The organism is Arcticibacterium sp. SM2516 (assembly GCF_057914865.1).
Map to the genome: position 1 here is coordinate 4,657,935 of NZ_CP195290.1, position 17,761 is coordinate 4,675,695.

Below are 17,761 nucleotides of genomic sequence, written 5' to 3' on the forward strand. Positions count from 1 at the left end.
AACCTACTAATGTTATTCTTGCTCAAGAATACCTATCATTTCTCCATGGATATGCGGTGTTAGAATATCCTCTTTCTTCCCAAAAGCCTTTTTTGTTGGCGTTTATGAATTCTATTCTCTTGATCCATTTGGAGCCTTTCCAGGCGTAAAGCTGCGGTGTTATCATTCTGCATGGGCCACCGTGCTCTAGTTCAAGCGGAGCGTCGTAAACGGTATGAGCAAGCAGCACATCTGGCTTTAAGGCTTCTTCTATTTGTACGTTTGTGGTATAGGTGTCGTAACCATAGCATAAGATATGGGTTACCGTTTCTTTAGGCATGACCAGTGCCGCTAAATCTATTAGTCTTACACCTTTCCATGGCATGTCCATTTTACTCCAAGTGGTGACACAGTGAAAATCTGATGTGTCTTCCGTTTGAGGCAAATCCATGAAATCTTGCCATTTCAATATCAGAGGTTTTTCTACTTCGCCATTAAGGGTCAGTCTCCAGTTTTCTAAACTGATTTCAGGATGATAACCTAAGTCTAGCACAGGCCATTTTATGGTTTCCGTTTGACCGGCGGGTAACTGTGGCATGCCATGTCTGTTGATTGGGCCAGAGCCTAAAGGTTTGTCGTCCGCTATTGAAGGAGAATCCGCCATTTTTTTCTCAAAACGAGCTTTCAACTTCATTCTGGCGTCTATAATTCTATCTAGTTTTTCCATATTTCTTCAGATTGATGCTGCAATTTAGAACTGCAGGCTTGTTATTCTTTTATAGCACCTTTATAATTCTTTTCTCCCGCCTCTATTTTTACCTTTAAATGGTTTTCTTCTGGTGGAATAGGGCAGCTATAACCTGAAGAAAAGGCACAATACGGATTATAAGCTTTATTAAAATCAAGTGTGATAATATCCTCTGATAATTCTGACATCCTCAAGTCCAAGTATCTCCCTCCACCATAAGTGCTGTCACCGTTTGAAGCGTCTCTGAAAGGAATAAAAAGATAATCCTTATAAAGAGGGTGTTTTATTAAATCCATACTTCTATATACGGTCAATGTCTGCTTTTTGCCTTTTATCTTAAATGTCAATTGACCAAACCGCGTATAGGTTTTAGTTTTTCCACTGCTAGTTGGTATTTCAAAAGGTTCACTTTTTCCGCCTATTTTAAATTCACAAACAACATTAAAAGTTTCATCAGGATTGTAAAAGTCTAAATCATGTAAATCATCTGCTTTTAAAGGAGAATTTGGATTCGTGACGAAGTCTTTTTTGTAGTTTTCTCTGTGCTGTAGCATCTCTTCTTGGTAGCTATTCTGCCCTAAAGCGTTATGCACGGTCAAATATATAATGCACATGAAAATGTACTTTATTGGTTTGTCAAGCCCCGATTTATTAATTTTCCGAATATTCTTCATGCTTCAAATTAAACAATAAAATTGCATGTCCGTAACCGTCATTTTAATAATAGTCACTGTATTGACAAGTATCTACGCATGGCGAGATAGTACGTTCAGGGATAAATGGATTCATAACGCCTATAGTGCCAACAAAAACAAAGAGTATTACCGATTATTGACCAGTGGTTTTATTCATGCAGATTACATGCATTTGTTTTTTAATATGTACGCATTTTATCTCTTTGGGGGTGTTGTGGAGCAGTATTTTGCTTACTTTTTTGGAGGAAAGGCTATTTTGGCATTTTTAGGACTTTATTTAATAGGTATAGTGGTGGCAAACTTGCCTGATTTTGTAAAGTATAAAGACAATATTGGGTTTAATTCCCTTGGAGCTTCGGGTGGCGTATCAGCAATTGTTTTTTGTTCAGTTGTTTTAAATCCTTTAATGGAGCTGATTATTTTCCCAATCCCAATCCCAATGCCAGGCTATATTTTCGCATTAGTTTACGTGGCCTATTCTATTTTTATGGAAAAACGTCAAATGGATAACGTGAACCATATGGCTCACCTATGGGGGGCTATTTGGGGCGTATTGTTTATAGGATTAACAGAGCCCGCCACTTTGCCAAGGTTTGTTGAGCAGATTACCTCATCGTTTTGAAAATTTTAGAAACATTAAAACAGCCATATCCTTGTGTTGACCTAGAGAGGTCAGACACACAAAATCTGCTTCATTCGTTTGCGGTGGGACTTTTTGTGGCTGTTTTTTTGATTGTTTTCGAGCCTTTTGGAATAAATCGGTGGGAGTCGGATAAAAAGATTTTGCATTTATTGGCATTTGGCGGGGTGACTTTCGGCATTCTGATATTTATGAAATTCGGAGTAATGAAAGCCTTTTCTAACTATTTTAGAGAAGAAAAATGGACAGTAGGTAGAGAGGTTCTCATTAATTTTTTTGTTTTGATTTTAATCACCTCAGGCAACTTCATATATGCCGGGAGTATTGAGATTTTCCCATGGAAATGGGCGGTGTTTTTTTGGAACTTTTCAGCGGTATTGGCCTTAGGCTTTTTCCCTATCTTCTTCAATGTATTTTTAAAGTTTAAACAAGGCTTAAATAAATATTCTGAAGAAGTAGCGATTAGAGGCTCCCAAAACAAGCAAGACTCAAAAATAATTTTGAAGGCAGAAAATGGTAAAGATGTACTGGACTTAGAATCGGGTCAGTTGTTTTATTTAGAATCTGCAGATAACTATTCAAAAGTAGTTTACTTATTGGAGGGCGAACTTAAGCAGCAGCTTTTAAGAGGGAGTCTTTCCCGAATGGAAAGTCAAATTTTGGACGAAAGTATTGTACGCTGCCATAGGTCTTACATTGTTAATCTCAATAAGGCCCTAAAAGTAACGGGTAATGCACAAGGTTATAAGTTGCATTTAAAAGATATTGATGACATTGTTCCGGTGGCTAGGAAATATAGTAGTATTGTGGAAGGACTGAAATAGGCATTAGCCTATTAGCGTTAGGAGTAAAACGATGGCTAGAATAATCCATTTTACCCTATTCCACCAACTTACATGGCTTTTGAAAATCAAAATTAGAGCTTCTATGAGAAGCAAAAAGAAACAAGTGGCCAAGGTGGCCATGGTAAAGTTATTTTCAAATGAATTAAAGCTAAAGCTGAAGATAATGAGCAATAGGCAAGCCAGAGGGAATAGTATTTTGCTATAAGCTTTGATGTCCATTTTTGATTTTGTCTTAGAAATAGAAAATTATTAGTTAAATATCACACTATTTTTTTATATAAATGATGACTTTTAGGATGTCTTAATATGACATTCGTCATTTTTCTGGTTGATTTTTTTTTCGTGCTTGGCTAAACGGTAATATTTAAGAAATGCAATTCAAAGATTATTATAAAATACTCGGTCTTGATAAATCGGCAACCGCTGATGATATAAAAAAGGCTTATAGGAAGCTTGCTCGTAAATCTCATCCAGATTTGAATCCAGATAATCCAGAAGCAAAGATTAAATTTCAGGAATTAAATGAGGCCCATGAAGTACTTTCTGACGTGGAGAAGAGAAAGAAGTACGATAAGTATGGGAAGGATTGGAAACATGGAGAGGAGTTTGAGAAAGCTCAGAACCAGCGAAGAAGCCAACAAAGAGCCTACGGTGGTGGTAGTGGTGGTGGAAATGACTTTTCTGACTTCTTTGAGTCCATGTTTGGTGGTCAAGGTGGTGGTGGAAGAAGATCTGCAGGAAAATTTAGGGGGCAAGATTTTAATGCACAGCTGAGTTTAAAGTTGACAGAGGTTCTAGAAGAAAGAAAGCAGGTGTTGACCGTAAACGGCAAAAATATAAGGCTGACTATTCCTGCGGGTATAACGGATGGGCAAACGATTAAAATTACAGGGTACGGAGGTGATGGCATGAATGGTGGCCCCAAGGGCGACTTGCTCATCACTTTTTCTATTGAAAACGACACCATATTTCAGAGCGTGGGAGCGAATCTTTATTTGACTCAAAAAATTGATTTGTTCAAAGCTGTTTTAGGAGGAGAAATTATTGTAGAAACACTTACAGGTAAGGTCAAACTAAAAGTGCCTGCTGAAAGTAGTAACGATTCTAAAATCAAACTCACTGGTAAGGGGATGCCAGTTTATAAGAAGAAGGACACCTTCGGCGATTTAATTATCACTTTTCAGATAGAAATGCCTAAAAATCTGACAGAGGAAGAGAAAGAATTATTTCAGAAACTATCAAAACTTAGAAGTCATGGCAACTGAGAAATACATTCGCATAGAACACTTTTGTGAAGTTCATGAGGTGAGTTTGTCTTTTATAGAAGAGATAGAATCATATGAATTAATCACTATGGTGGTTAAAGAAAACACAAAATGTCTTCTCCCAAATGATATAGCCACTTTAGAGAAGATAATCCGTTTATATAAAGAACTTGAAATTAATCCTGCTGGCATAGATGCCATTCTGCATTTACTGGAAAAGCTAAATAAAAAGGAAGAGGAATTGGTAGAATTGAGAAGTAGATTAAGACTTTTTTTGAAATAAGCTTAATGTGAGTTTGTGGGTTTTGGGCTTGTTAAACATCCCATAAGTACACTGAAAGACCCTTATCCTTGCTTTTTGTCCCAAAAGCTTGTCAAGCAACCCTTTGATTTTCTGGCTACTTTTTGGCCGTATAAATTTGCTTTTGTTATCTCACATAAACAAAAAGCAAATGAAAAATTTATTCATTCTTCTATGTCTTTTCTTCTTAAGCTTCGCTTCTTTAAAAGCACAAGACAGGTTTACGGTTACTGTAAATATCAATCAAATAACGAACGTGAAAGGGACTGTTTACGCGTCCTTAACAAACGACGCCAATAGTTTTCCTCGTGCTCAAAACCCAGTTGCAAATAAGGTCATGAAAGTAGAAGAGGGGAAAATGAGTTTTACGTTTGAAGGTGTATTGGGCGGAGCAGATTATGCGGTAGTGCTCTTCCAAGATTTAAATGATGATGGTAAAATAGATATGAATGGCAGTATGCCTGGGGAGCCTTGCGGTTTCTCAAATTATGTAATGATGGGGCCTCCCATTTGGGAGAATTGTTCTTTCAAATTGGATGACAACCAGGATATAACTATTCAACTTTATTCCTTTTAAGATCATGAGAGAAACAATATTCAATACGTCGCTTTTTCTACATGTGATGGCAGGAGTTTTATCTCTAGTCTTTGGTCTGGTAGCCATGCTGGTGAGGAAGAAGGGTGGGAAAGTCCATAATATCTCAGGTTTAATATTTTATTGGTCCATGACTTTTATTTTTCTTACGGCTATTCTCTTTGTTGTTCTTTACCCCGCTAAGCTTAAGTATCATTTTTTCTTGACCATAAGTATGGTTAGTTTTTACCCAACATTTGCTGGTAAAAGGGTGTTGAGCATGAAAAAGGGACTGAACGTTAAATGGTTTGACTGGTTGGGTGCTTTTGGTATTTTAATTTCAGGGATTGTGATGCTTATTTATGGAACAGTACTGGTGATAAAGGGTATTGCGGCATACACAACTTTGTTCTTTATTTTTGGGCTATTTAGTATGCTTTTGGGTGTGGTGGATATTTATACCTACTCGGGAAGGAGGTCTTTAGGGAAAATGCATTGGTTTTTTGGGCATGCCGCCAAAATGATTGGAGCCTATTCTGCAGCCGTTACGGCCTTTTGTGTGAATATAGTTCCTAGATTCTTACCTGAAGATACCAGTATTTTCGTTTTATTATTGACATGGGTGGGGCCTGCGGTAGTTTTTGCCTTTGTATCTAGGTATTTTAGAAAGAAATATGAATTGAAATTCAATATTGTCAATTGACTTTGGATTGCCTCATAGGTTTCATATTCAATCTTTAAGCCTTAGTTTTGTGCTTTTTAAGAATCAACTTGCTTTATGAATCAAAGGGTCAAACCCAAATTATTAATCGTTATTTTGTTCATCGGAGTCTTTACTTTGAGCTTCATTGGCAGTGACCTCCAGCTGGCGTCGTCAAAAAGTCCAACGCTTTTAGAAAAGCCCAATTTCGCTAAAAAGGATAAGCCAAGGCTTGAGAATAGTATTGTCAAGGATAATATAATTGGGATAAAGGATTTCGTTTCAGCACAGTATGCATGGGCAGATAGTATATTGGCGGGGATGAGTCTCGAAGAAAAAATAGGGCAACTCTTTATGATTGCCACTTATTCTAATAGGAATGAAGCGTATTATCAGGGCGTTAGAGAAAAAATAGAAGATTATCACCTTGGTGGTCTTATTTTCTTTCAAGGTACCGCTCCAATTCAAGCCAAACTTACCAACGAGTACCAAGCAATAAGCAAGATACCTTTAATGATAGGTATGGATGCGGAATGGGGTTTAGGGATGAGATTGGAAAACACCGTTTCTTTTCCGAAGCAAATCACCTTAGGAGCCATTGAAGATAATCTCATTATTCAGGAAATGGGCTTTGAGATAGGTTCTCAGCTAAAGCGGTTAGGCGTACATATAAATTTTGCCCCTGTGGCAGATATAAACACAAATCCAAATAACCCTGTGATTAACTACCGGTCTTTTGGGGAGTCTGAAAGTTTAGTGGCAGCTAAAGCTATGGCTTACGCCAAAGGCTTAAAAAAAGCAGGTGTAATGGCGGTGGCAAAACATTTTCCGGGTCATGGAGATACAGATGCCGATTCTCATGTTTCTATGCCGGTGGTAAATCATAGTAAAACAAGGCTTTCTGAACAAGAGCTCGTGCCATTTAGGAAATTGATAAACGATAGTATCGCTGGGGTAATGACAGGGCATTTGTATGTGCCAGCTCTGGATAGCAGACCAAACAGAGCCGCGACTATATCAGATAAGATAATAAAAGGGTTGCTTCATGAGCAACTTGGCTTTAGAGGCTTAACTTTTACAGATGCCTTGAATATGAGAGGCATTACGAATCAGTTTTCTGTGGGGGGAGCAGATTTGGCTGCTTATGAGGCTGGCAATGATGTGTTACTCCAGACCGCAAATCTAGATGCGGGTTATAATAAAATTTTGAAGGCTTTTAGAGATGGAGATTTGGAGGAAGCCGATTTAAACTTGCGTGTTCATAAAATACTTAGGGCTAAATATTGGGCGGGCTTAAATAAGCCAAAGCATGTGAAGGTGGAAGGTTTAATGAAAGATTTGAACAACACCCGAAGCGAGGAAATTAAAGATATTCTTTTTAAAAATGCTGTTACTGTTTTAAGAGCCGATAGAGCGGTTTTCCCTTTTGTTCAGTTAGACACATTGTCTATTGGAACAGTGGCAGTGAGTGCGGCTGTAGGTAATGCATTTCAATCACAGATGAGTGGGTTTGGGAATGTAGTAAATTACGAAATGCCTATAAAGCCCGGTTCTTCAAAAGATTGGAGTTATATAGTGGATCAGGCATTTACATATGACGCTATGGTGGTAAGTGTGCATGATATGAACAGTCGCTCTTCTCAAAACTTCGGCGTTTCGCCTTCCACCATTGACATGATTAGAGCCTTGTCTAAGAAAACCAAAGTGGTGGTGGTAGCCTTTGGCAACCCTTATGGATTGAAGCTTTTTGATGACTTTCCTAATGTGATTTGTGGTTTTGAAGACGACCCTCACGCTTATAAGGCAGTGTCTGAAATACTTTTTGGTGCGGGTTCTGCGAACGGCCATTTGCCGGTTACAGCTTCGCCATTGGCTAGATTTAATTTTGGTCAAAGTTCTTTAAATGTGGGTAGACTTACAGAAGACTTACCAGAACATGTAGGCATGAGCGAAGCTAAGCTCAACGAAATTGACGGGATTGTAAATGACGCCATCAGTAAAAATGCTTTTCCAGGGGCTCAAGTTTTGGTGGCCAGAAGAGGTAAAGTGGTTTATCATAAGGCTTTTGGGACTTTTCGATATGGAGATACCGAAAAAGTGACAACCAATACGCTTTATGACTTGGCTTCACTTACCAAAGTGAGTGCCACATTGCAGGCCGTTATGATGCTTAATGAAAGGGGGCTTTTAAATTTGAACTTGAAGGCTTCCGATTATTTGCCGGAGCTAAAGGGAACTAATAAGGAAGATATGCTAGTGGGAGATATTCTTTTTCATCAGGCAGGTTTAAAGTCTTTTCAAGCGTTTTGGGCTCCTACAAAAACGTCCTCGGGAGCTTTTAAAAAGGAATATTATCAGCCTAATCAAGAAGGAAACCTTCAGGTAGCAGACGGTTTATTTATAAAACCGAGTATTAGAGATTCTGTTTGGAACTGGCTTATTGATACAGATTTTACCACGAGAAAGAAGAGTGGCGGAGAGTTTAGATATCTATACAGTGATTTGGGTTTAATTATGATTCAAAGAATTGTGGAGGAGGTTACTAGCCAACCCTTGGATGAATTTTTAGACCAGAATTTATATGAGCCCTTGGGAATGAACCATACGCTGTTCAATCCCTTGAATAAATTTCCAAAAAGCCAGATAGCCCCTACAGAAAACGATCTGATTTTCAGAGAAAGGCAGATTTGGGGTACCGTTCACGACCCTAATGCGGCACTTTTAGGTGGGGTAGCGGGTCATGCTGGATTATTTAGCAATGCTTGGGATTTGGCTAAATTGTATCAAATGAACCTTCAAAATGGTTCTTATGGTGGAAGGAGATATTTGTTTCCTGAGACGGTCAATCATTTTTCTACGCATCTTTCTAATAGAAGTCATAGAGGAATAGGCTGGAATAAGCCTGTTCAAAATCAGGATTTATCTACCATTGCTTCTACGGCTTCGCCCAATACATATGGGCATACCGGCTTTACAGGAACGGTGGTGTGGGTAGATCCAGACCGTCAGCTGATTTTTATCATGCTAGCCAATAGAGTGTACCCAAGGGCCAATAATAGTAAACTTATGGACTTGGATGTTCGCAAAAGAATCCATGAAGTCATAAATGAGGCGGTGGATAATCTTTGATAATTTTATGATAATCTTTATTAATTTCATTGCATTAAACACGCAATGAAAATGATTTACAGGCTCAGTTTTATTTTTACCCTTACCCTACTTCTCTTTCAAAAGGTAGATGGTCAGCAAACAATTTACTTTGAAGATTCAGATTTCAATTTTAAACCTATATTTATTGGCGAAAAGCCAACTGAAATAAGGAATACCTTTACACTTTCAGATGGGACTTACTGGGTTAATTATGTTGGAGAAACTGGTGTCCTTGTAAAGTATGAAGGGACTGAAGAGGTATATAGGTCGGAACAAACCATTTATTTGAATTATAATGAGAGACCGCTGATTTTTCCGGATAATTCTATTTGGGTTCAAATGTCGACTTATTCAGTAGCAGACACAAATACCCTCTATTCTTATAGAAGGAAATTTTTAGTAATTGATTCTGAGAATGTCGAAAGTATTTTGGATGAAGGAGAGGTCTTTGATGGTGGTAGGTTTTTGTATTATGACAAACATAAAAATCAATATTATGCTATAGGAGACTCATTAAGAAGATATAATGTGGACTTTTCACGTGACTATACTTTTAATTGTGAAGTTCCTCTATCGGGAATTGGAACTGTTGTAGTTGATAAGCATGGCAATGTATTTTTAGGTAATGACAAATATGGTCTTTCTTATAATTTCAATCGAACAACATATAAACTAGATCATGATGGTAAAATTATTTGGGAAGGCTTGATTAATAAGAAAAGGAATTATTCATCAAGTAGTTGGGGTGATTATAATATTTTTTATCCACTATATGAGAAGGATGATTTTGTGTTATGGGGCTCTTTACAGTGCGGAGAGGGCTGTTATACGGCAGACAATCATGCCCTTACTGAAAATGACGAAAGAGTAGAATTAGCTTATTTAAAGAAGGTAGAAAATGAATATATAGGCTTCGATTTTATTGATAACTATGGTGTTACTTTGAAAAATGGTAACAGATTCATGAAATATGATTCGCTTAATCACATTTTTGATATTGATAGGTCAGTTGTAATTGATTTGCATGGAAAATCTATTCGGGGTGTTTTTCCTGATAGCTCTATTCTGGTTAAGTCAGGTAATGACCTAAAGAGATATACGACTAAAACTAATTTAGATATTACTACAGAAATTGTTAACCTTAATGAAGCTTCGAGTGATTTTTTCAATAAAGAGGTGATTGATGTTAGAGGCAAAGAGATTGATTTGGAGGTGGCTACTTCTGACAGTTCGGATTCCTATGTTTTTCTACAACCAGAAGATACAGAGGCTGCTTACTTGGTAGAGAAACGTCTTGTTTTTACGGGAAGGGAGGGCGACTTTAAAGTCTTAGCATATTCATTCACAGGAAGTGCCGCTTATGAAAGCAGGGAGTTTAAGGTTAGGAAAACAGATGCAGAGATTGAAGTAATTACACAAGGGCCATTTTATATAAATGTGCCTATTGAATTTGAAACGGTTCAGTCGAACGTCTACATGGATTCGGTTTCAGGAAGTTGTACTAACTCCTATAAAACAATTATGGCAACTTCTTATAGCAACGAAGGTTGTACTATTTATTACTCTTGGGAAGGCAATGAGGATTATGCTAAAAGGGTGCAGGCTACTCGTTTTGAGATTTCGAGAGAGACTGCTTTGGGTGTGAATGAGTCGTTTAATCGTGATATTTCTAGCTATCCTAATCCAGTTACAAATGGGAGGGCTTTTATCATATCTTCAAAGGAACCGATTTTTTCAATAAATGCCGTTGACGGTCTTGGGCGTAAACAGTTATTTAAAAGTAGAAAAATGGGAAATGATATGGAAATAACGATGTCAAATGACTTTTCTGGAATTCTCTTTATTCAAATGTTCGATAAGAAAAATAACTTTATAGGGAGTATTAAAAAGGTGATAGAATGAATCTACCACCTTTTCTGTTTTAAATCTTCTCCAAAGTTAAGCTTTCCCCTTTGGCAAGCTCTATCAATTTAGATTTTCCCTGATAAACCACATTAGTTTTCGAGCCGCCTTTGGCATAAACTGTTACTGATTTCAGCTTTCCCTTTTTCCAAGCCAAGTCAATTTCAAAACCACCTCTAGCTCGTAAGCCCTTTACAGCACCCGTTTGCCAAGCATCTGGCAGGGCAGGAAGCAGGTAAATGTTATCATTGTCAGACTGCACCAGCATTTCCGCTATAGCCGCCGTACCTCCAAAGTTTCCATCGATTTGAAAAGGAGGGTGAGCGTCAAAAAGGTTTGGGTACGTGCCTCCTTTATTATTGCCTTTTGGTCTGATGGCATCAGGTTCTACATAACTTAAAAGCTCTCGATACATTTTATAAGCATGGTTTCCGTCTAGTAATCTAGCCCAAAGGTTAATTCTCCAGCCTTTTGACCAGCCCGTGGTTTCATCGCCTTTTATTTTTAAGGTTTTCTTTGCGGCGTTTGCTAAGTCTGGCGTTTTGGCCACGGTAATATGATGTCCTGGATGTAAACCAAAAAGATGGGTTTGATGCCTATGCTGAGGATCTGTGTCTTCCCAGTCGTGATACCATTCTTGCAAATTCCCTTTTTTGCCAATTTGATAAGGTTGAAGTTTTGAAAGTGTAGCTTCTAATTCAGCTACAAATTCTGCATCTGTATTTAGGGTTTTGGCAGAGCTAATAATCTCATTAAAAAGCTCTTTAATCATGGCTAAATCTGCCGTAGCACCGTAAAGGGTTGCTCCTTTATAACCTTTATCTGTGATATAAACATTTTCAGGAGATGTAGACGGCGAAGTAATTAATGTACCATCAGGGCCTTCTACGAGCATATCTAGACAGAACTCGGCGGCTCCTTTCATGATAGGGTAGGCATAAATTTTAAGCCATTCCTTGTCTTGTGTAAACTGGAAGTGTTCGTATAAATGCGTGCTAGCCCAAGTGCCGCCCATGGCCCAGTTTGCCCATACAGGTGCACCTTTTCCAAAGTCTCCAACTGGATTTGTCATAGCCCATATATCAGAATTGTGTGAGCCTGTCCAGCCTCTGGCACCATAAAAAGTTTTTGCGGTTACTTCGCCCGTTTTTTGAAGGTTGGCTAAGAAACTTAAAAATGGTTCGTGAAACTCGCTAAGATTAGTGGTTTCTGCTGCCCAATAGTTTTCTTCCGCATTAATATTCATGGTGTAATTACTGCTCCATGGCGGTCTTATGTAAGGGTTCCAAAGCCCTTGTAAGTTGGCAGGAACCCCAGACGTTCTTGAACTGCTAATTAAAAGATAACGTCCGTATTGAAAATAGAGAGCTTCTAAATAGGGGTCTTTAGCTCCTGTGGCATAGTTTCTAAGCCTTTGGTCTGTCGGAATATCTTTTCCTTCATATTGACCCAAGTTTAATTTCACCCTATCGTAATATTTTTGGTAATCCGCTATATGACTGTTTTTTAGTTCGGCATAAGTTTTGGTTGCGGCTTTTTCTAGTTGTGCTTTAGCAATGGCCTGGTCGTCCAGGCCTTCAGTGGCTGGGTTTTTATCAAAACCATTAAAACTAGTGGCAATACTCACCAAAATGATGGCTTCGCTGGCATTAGAAACATGTATGGTGCTATCTGTTTGTGTTATCTCGCCATCGGTCTTAGTTACTTTTATTAGGCTAGAAAACTTGGTGCTTCTTCCTTCGCTGAATTGCACCGCATTTTCCACATTGCCCAAATAACTAGGTTTTGACTCCGTAGGAGCATAGCCATGGGCGTTAAGTAAATTCGGGCTCGTAGTTACTTTATATTTTAGTAAGCTGCTAAACGCCAAGTTGAAATTTAAGCTGTTTTTGTGCTTCGCTTTTAGTTTGATAACAAAAACCTTATCAGGATGTGAAGTGAAATATTCTTTCACAATCTCATTATCATCATTGTCAAAGCGAACCTTGACGGTGGCTTCATCGAGGCTTAATTCACGGTAATAGTTTTGACCTTTTAGATTGTCAAAATTCATGGTCAATGTTCCTAGTGGAGCAAAAGACTCTGAAAATTTGCCTTGAATGTTTCTGATGAGCGAGTCGGCCAGTTTGTAGTTATTGTTTTTGAGGGCTGCTCTTACCAGCGGCATATAGGTACGAGCATCAGGATTCATATTTGGGTCGGTGGGTTCACCAGACCAAAGTGTAATGTCGTTGAGGTATATCTTGTCGGAGGAAACTCCGCCAAAAACCGTAGCTCCAATTTTGCCGTTTCCCAATACTAAACTTTCTTCAAAATGTTCAGCTGGTTTATCGTACCATAGTTTCATAGGGGCTTGCTGGGCTATGGCAGAGGAAGTGAAAAGTAGAGCAAATAGTACTTTTTTCATTATTAATGATTGGGTTCAAGGTCAATGTTAGGGCTGATTTTTGACAGTTTCAAATTTCCATAGAAAATTAGGGCATAACAAGTGATATAAAACAGCGGTCTTCCTAGATTCTACTGGGCCATGATTACTTTTCAAGCCTTTTCTGACTAAATTTGCAGTCTGATTTCAAATACAAGAAGATTGATGATTAAAACTCCGAAAAGATACACCGTAACTGCTGCTTTAATTTATGCCAATGGGCCTATTCATATTGGTCATTTGGCAGGTTGTTATCTGCCATCCGACATATATGTGCGTTACTTAAGAGCAAAGGGAAAAGACGTGGCGTTTATTTCGGGGACAGATGAGCACGGCGTGCCCATTACCATCAAAGCAAAAAAAGAAGGGATTACGCCACAGGAATTGGTGGATAGATATCACAAGCAAATCAAGCAGAGTTTTATTGATTTTGGGATAAATTTTGATATTTACTCTCAAACCTCCAAGCCTATCCATCATGAGGTATCTCAAGACTTTTTTAGGAAGTTGTATGACCAAGGAGATTTTGTAGAAGAAGAAACGGAGCAGCTTTATGATGAAGCCGCGGGTCAATTTTTGGCCGATAGATATGTGATTGGCACTTGCCCAAAATGTGGGAATGATAAAGCCTATGGCGACCAATGCGAAAGTTGTGGAACAGCTCTTTCTCCATTGGAATTAAAAAACCCGAAATCGACACTTTCTGGTGCTGAACCCATTAAAAAGGTGACCAAAAACTGGTATTTGCCTTTGGATAGAATGCAGCCCCAAATTGAGGAATATGTCAATAGCCATCCAGAATGGAAGAATAATGTGGCTGGACAGTGTAAATCATGGCTTCAAGACGGCCTTAGACCACGTGCCATGACCAGAGACTTAGACTGGGGCATTAAGGTGCCCGTAGAAGGAGCGGATGGAAAAGTGCTTTACGTGTGGTTTGATGCACCTATAGGCTACATCACTTTTACGCAAGAATGGGCGGCAGCCAATGGCAAGGATTGGAAGGATTACTGGCAATCAGAAGATACCAAGCTGGTACATTTTATTGGCAAAGACAATATCGTTTTCCATTGTATTATTTTTCCTGCCATGCTGATGGCTCACGGAGATTATACTTTGGCAGATAACGTTCCTGCAAATGAATTTATGAATCTAGAGGGTGATAAAATCAGCACTTCTAGAAACTGGGCTGTCTGGCTTCATGAGTATTTAGAGGGCTTTCCTGGCAAAGAAGATGTGCTGCGTTATGCATTAACATCAAATGCTCCTGAGTCAAAAGATTCTGAGTTTACATGGAAAGACTGGCAAACCAAAAACAACTCGGAGTTGGTGGCCATTTTAGGGAATTTTGTTAACCGTACCATGGTGCTTACCAATAAGTATTATGAGGGTATAGTTCCAGCGAAAGGTGAATTGACAGATTTTGATAAAGAGACCTTAGAGAAATTGACAAAGCTTCCTTGTGATGTTTCAGACGCATTAAAGAATTTCAAATTTAGAGATGGCTTGTCTAGCATGATGGAGATAGCCAGACTTGGGAACAAGTATTTGGCGGATACGGAGCCTTGGAAATTAATAAAGACAGACCCTGAGCGTGTCAAAACTATTATGAATATAGCGGTGCAAATTACCGCTTCGTTAGGAGTTGCCTGTGAGCCGTTTTTGCCGTTTACTGCGACCAAAATTAATGCTATGCTTAATGTTGAGAAACGTGAATGGTTATTTGCAGGAAAAGCAGACGCGGTGGCAGACGGTCATCAACTAAAAGAAGCATCATTGCTTTTTGAGAAAATAGAAGACAGCACGGTGGAAGCTCAGGTACAAAAATTATTGGATACTAAGAAAATGAATGAATTGGAGAGTAAAGCAGTTCCTGAAATAAAGGAAGAAATAGTTTTTGATGACTTCATGAAGTTGGATATCAGAATAGGTACCATCCTAGAGGCAGAACCTATGAAGAAAAGCAAGAAGCTTCTGAAATTCTTAATAGATGATGGTTTTGAGAAACGTACCATTTTAAGCGGAATAGCAGAGCATTATAATCCGGAAGAGATGATTGGCAAGCAAGTGACTTTTGTAGCCAATTTAGCCCCAAGAAAAATGATGGGAATAGAATCTCAAGGAATGATTCTTATGGCGGAAAATAATGATGGCGGCTTAGCCCTTATTCAGCCAGACAAAGCTGTTTGGAATGGTGGTACGGTTTCTTAATTTTTGACTGACCCTACTCTCTATTTATACGTATTAATAATTGGCCTATTGCTTTTAAAAAAGCGATGGGCTATTTTTTTATAAGGCTTACCCATTTCTTCTTGTCAATAAAAGAGAATATCAGCCCTTTCTAACTTCAATTAATCGTCCGATTTGCCGTTCAGTTGTTCGCTAGCGGACGCAAAAAAATAGAAAGACATTGTCAATATCCTTGTAATAAGTGGTTTATGTTTTATGGTATGCCTTTGGAATAATTGGCATTGAGGGTGCAGTGGTTATGAGCGGTTTCATAAACCTTGTTGACATCCGAAATTTTAAATAAAACATATTATGAAAAAGTTATTAAAAATTATGGCGGGTTTATTGTTCATTTCATCTTTTGCTTTCGCTAACGATGAGCTTCCAAATCCAGAAAAAGGAAATGCCTTTAAAATGGCTATGTATTTTAACAAGACCACTGGAGTGGTTAAAACCTTTTATGAAAAAGCACAGGGTTCTGACCTTGACATCACTATCTCTGACGAGAAAGGAAGAGTGTTAAATGGCATTCACATTAGCAAGAAAAGATACAGTGCTAGAGTGAATTTTGACCTTAGTGGTTTAGAGAATGGGATATATACGGTCAAGGCCGCTCATAATGGAGAAGTCATATCTAAGGTTATTAAAATGGAGAAGGTAGAGCCAGAGTATAAAATGGAGGTCTTCTAATGACAGAATTTATTGGTCAATAAGTGTTCTTGAGAGTTTCGATGTTAAGAGATCTTAATCTTAGTTATACGGTAAAATGGACATGCAACCTAGAATATCAGATTGGTATCTAAGAAGGCAGGAACTCTTAGATGGGAAGTTCACCATTTAAACTTTTAATTTACCATACATACTAATATGTATTGCATAGTAGCTGGTTTATTACTCACCTTTGAGCTATCGAAACGCAATTAAGCGTCCAATGAAAAACTATTTACTTTAAAAAAAACAAAAAAACTTATTATGAAAAAGCAATTTAAAACTATCGTTCTAGCCTTATTGACAACAACTCTTTCTTTCGCTGCATTAGCAAATGTTACACATCCAGATAAGAAAAAGTCTTTTGAAGTAGGCATGTATTATGATTCTAACAGCGGAACTGTTAAAACATTTATTGAGAAGGAAATAGGGGATCTGCTGTTTATAACTTTTGTAAACGAGGATGGCAATGAATTATCGCAGTCCTTTTTGAAAAGGAAATCGCAGTCTGGCAGAGTAAATTTTGATATTAATACTTTGCCTATTGGTACATATAGCATTAAGATAAGTAATGGTTCCACGGAGCTTGTTTATCCGGTGAACATTTCTCAACCTACTCCTGATAAGGTAGTGAAATTATCTAAATAGCATATTTAGTGCTGATTGTCGCGTAGGGTAAAGAGCAGAGTAGCCAGTCTATTTTGCTCTTTCTTTTTAAGAGAGAAACCTTGATCTATAGTTTAAAGGCGTGGTACTTTTCACACTCTTAAATTGTCTATTAAAGTTTGAAAGATTATTGAATCCGCTCTCAAAGGAAACTTCTGAAACGCTATGTTTATCTTTTTGCAATAATTTGCACGCGTGCTCAATCCGTATCTCCGTTAGAAAAGTACTAAATGTTTTTCTTGTTCTCTTTTTAAAATATCTGCTAAAAGCAGATTCGCTCATACTGGCCAAGCCTGCAATATCATTTAATTTAATGTCTTGACGGAAATTCTGCATAACATACTCAAAAACCTTTTTTATACGGTCAGAGTCTACATTATTGTTTAGGTATATCGGGTCTGAGGTTAGGAATTTGAAATCTTCCGTTTTACTCATTTTATTTAAAATAGAAAGAAGGGCGATTAGCCTATCCATATTCTCTTTCTGAGAAAGAGCGGCTATTTCATCTTCTAAACCTTCTGCAAATTTTTTCCCGAACTGAAGTCCTCGTTTGCTATGGTCTAAGAGTTGTTTAATCAAATGATTTTCTGGAGCATCCATAAAACCTTGCCCTAAAAAGTCTTCACTAAAATGTATCACTAATGATTTGGCTCTTAGACCGGAGTTTTCTCTATGGTATTCTGGAGCACTTCTATAGTAATGAGGAAGGTATGAGCCTATCATCGCTAAGTCTCCAGGTTCAAAGTCAGTAATGCTACTTCCTATGTACTTTTCGCCCGTACTTTTTTGCATAAAGACGATTTCCACCTCAGGGTGGTAGTGCCATGGCGTAGGAAAATAAGGAGCTTCCTGATCAAAAAGACTGAAGGAATAATCAGAAGGCGTAGATATTTTGAGTAATTGTGGTTTCACTTTTAACTATATTTTGCTCAAA

General features: G+C 38.1%; 16 protein-coding genes. 11 read left to right on the forward strand and 5 right to left on the reverse strand.

All coding sequences use genetic code 11. The features are described from left to right. Positions 1-22 precede the first annotated feature (22 nt). Entirely contained in the window at positions 23-706 is a 684-nt protein-coding gene (locus tag ACSBFT_RS19285) for a molybdopterin-dependent oxidoreductase (RefSeq protein WP_489602068.1), read from the reverse strand. 41 nt (positions 707-747) lie between these two features. Further along, complete coding sequence (locus ACSBFT_RS19290) at positions 748-1,341, reverse strand: DUF1684 domain-containing protein (RefSeq protein ID WP_463047094.1); 594 nt, start codon at positions 1,339-1,341, stop codon at positions 748-750. Positions 1,342-1,426: 85 nt separating this feature from the next. On the opposite strand from ACSBFT_RS19290, the gene ACSBFT_RS19295 reads away from it, so the two are divergent. Beyond that, positions 1,427-2,044, forward strand: coding sequence for a rhomboid family intramembrane serine protease (locus ACSBFT_RS19295; RefSeq protein WP_463047095.1), 618 nt, complete (start codon positions 1,427-1,429; stop codon positions 2,042-2,044). Continuing rightward, on the forward strand, positions 2,041-2,886 hold the full coding sequence (locus tag ACSBFT_RS19300; RefSeq protein ID WP_489602069.1) for a LytR/AlgR family response regulator transcription factor: 846 nt from the start codon (positions 2,041-2,043) through the stop codon (positions 2,884-2,886). The genes ACSBFT_RS19295 and ACSBFT_RS19300 overlap by 4 nt, the downstream gene beginning before the upstream one ends. Positions 2,887-2,889: 3 nt before the next feature. On the opposite strand, the gene ACSBFT_RS19305 is transcribed toward ACSBFT_RS19300, so the two are convergent. After that, positions 2,890-3,126: a hypothetical protein gene (locus ACSBFT_RS19305; protein WP_463047097.1), complete on the reverse strand. Its 237-nt coding sequence runs from the start codon at positions 3,124-3,126 to the stop codon at positions 2,890-2,892. Positions 3,127-3,278: 152 nt separating this feature from the next. On the opposite strand from ACSBFT_RS19305, the gene ACSBFT_RS19310 reads away from it, so the two are divergent. The 6 genes from ACSBFT_RS19310 (at position 3,279) to ACSBFT_RS19335 (ending at position 10,799) form a co-directional block, all read left to right on the forward strand. Continuing rightward, positions 3,279-4,172: a DnaJ C-terminal domain-containing protein gene (locus ACSBFT_RS19310; protein WP_463047098.1), complete on the forward strand. Its 894-nt coding sequence runs from the start codon at positions 3,279-3,281 to the stop codon at positions 4,170-4,172. Then, a complete protein-coding gene (locus tag ACSBFT_RS19315; RefSeq protein ID WP_463047099.1) occupies positions 4,162-4,455 on the forward strand; it encodes a chaperone modulator CbpM in 294 nt (97 codons plus the stop codon). Before ACSBFT_RS19310 ends, ACSBFT_RS19315 begins: the two co-directional genes overlap by 11 nt. Positions 4,456-4,624: 169 nt before the next feature. Further along, the gene (locus ACSBFT_RS19320) at positions 4,625-5,050 is read left to right on the forward strand and encodes a DUF2141 domain-containing protein (protein WP_463047100.1); all 426 of its coding nucleotides are present in this window, start codon (positions 4,625-4,627) and stop codon (positions 5,048-5,050) included. Between the two features lie 4 nt (positions 5,051-5,054). After that, on the forward strand, positions 5,055-5,750 hold the full coding sequence (locus tag ACSBFT_RS19325; RefSeq protein ID WP_463047101.1) for a hypothetical protein: 696 nt from the start codon (positions 5,055-5,057) through the stop codon (positions 5,748-5,750). Between the two features lie 75 nt (positions 5,751-5,825). Continuing rightward, entirely contained in the window at positions 5,826-8,876 is a 3,051-nt protein-coding gene (locus ACSBFT_RS19330) for a serine hydrolase domain-containing protein (protein WP_489602070.1), read from the forward strand. A 51-nt stretch (positions 8,877-8,927) separates the two neighbouring features. Continuing rightward, positions 8,928-10,799 (forward strand): hypothetical protein, encoded by a 1,872-nt coding sequence (locus ACSBFT_RS19335; protein WP_489602071.1) that lies wholly within the window; start codon positions 8,928-8,930, stop codon positions 10,797-10,799. 19 nt (positions 10,800-10,818) lie between these two features. Here the strand turns inward: ACSBFT_RS19335 and ACSBFT_RS19340 are convergent, their stop codons facing one another. Then, positions 10,819-13,206 carry a glycoside hydrolase family 95 protein gene (locus tag ACSBFT_RS19340; protein WP_489602072.1) on the reverse strand — a complete coding sequence of 796 codons (2,388 nt, stop codon included), beginning with the start codon at positions 13,204-13,206 and terminating at the stop codon, positions 10,819-10,821. Positions 13,207-13,389: 183 nt separating this feature from the next. Here ACSBFT_RS19340 and metG point away from each other — a divergent pair, with 183 nt between their 5' ends. The 3 genes from metG (at position 13,390) to ACSBFT_RS19355 (ending at position 16,809) form a co-directional block, all read left to right on the forward strand. Continuing rightward, positions 13,390-15,435 (forward strand): methionine--tRNA ligase, encoded by a 2,046-nt coding sequence (gene metG / locus ACSBFT_RS19345; RefSeq protein ID WP_489604852.1) that lies wholly within the window; start codon positions 13,390-13,392, stop codon positions 15,433-15,435. 330 nt (positions 15,436-15,765) lie between these two features. Beyond that, a complete protein-coding gene (locus tag ACSBFT_RS19350; RefSeq protein WP_489602073.1) occupies positions 15,766-16,143 on the forward strand; it encodes a T9SS type A sorting domain-containing protein in 378 nt (125 codons plus the stop codon). A gap of 282 nt (positions 16,144-16,425) precedes the next feature. Next, positions 16,426-16,809: a hypothetical protein gene (locus ACSBFT_RS19355; protein WP_489602074.1), complete on the forward strand. Its 384-nt coding sequence runs from the start codon at positions 16,426-16,428 to the stop codon at positions 16,807-16,809. Between the two features lie 66 nt (positions 16,810-16,875). Here ACSBFT_RS19355 and ACSBFT_RS19360 read toward each other — a convergent pair whose 3' ends face one another. After that, positions 16,876-17,739 (reverse strand): AraC family transcriptional regulator, encoded by an 864-nt coding sequence (locus tag ACSBFT_RS19360; RefSeq protein WP_463047108.1) that lies wholly within the window; start codon positions 17,737-17,739, stop codon positions 16,876-16,878. Positions 17,740-17,761 lie beyond the last annotated feature (22 nt).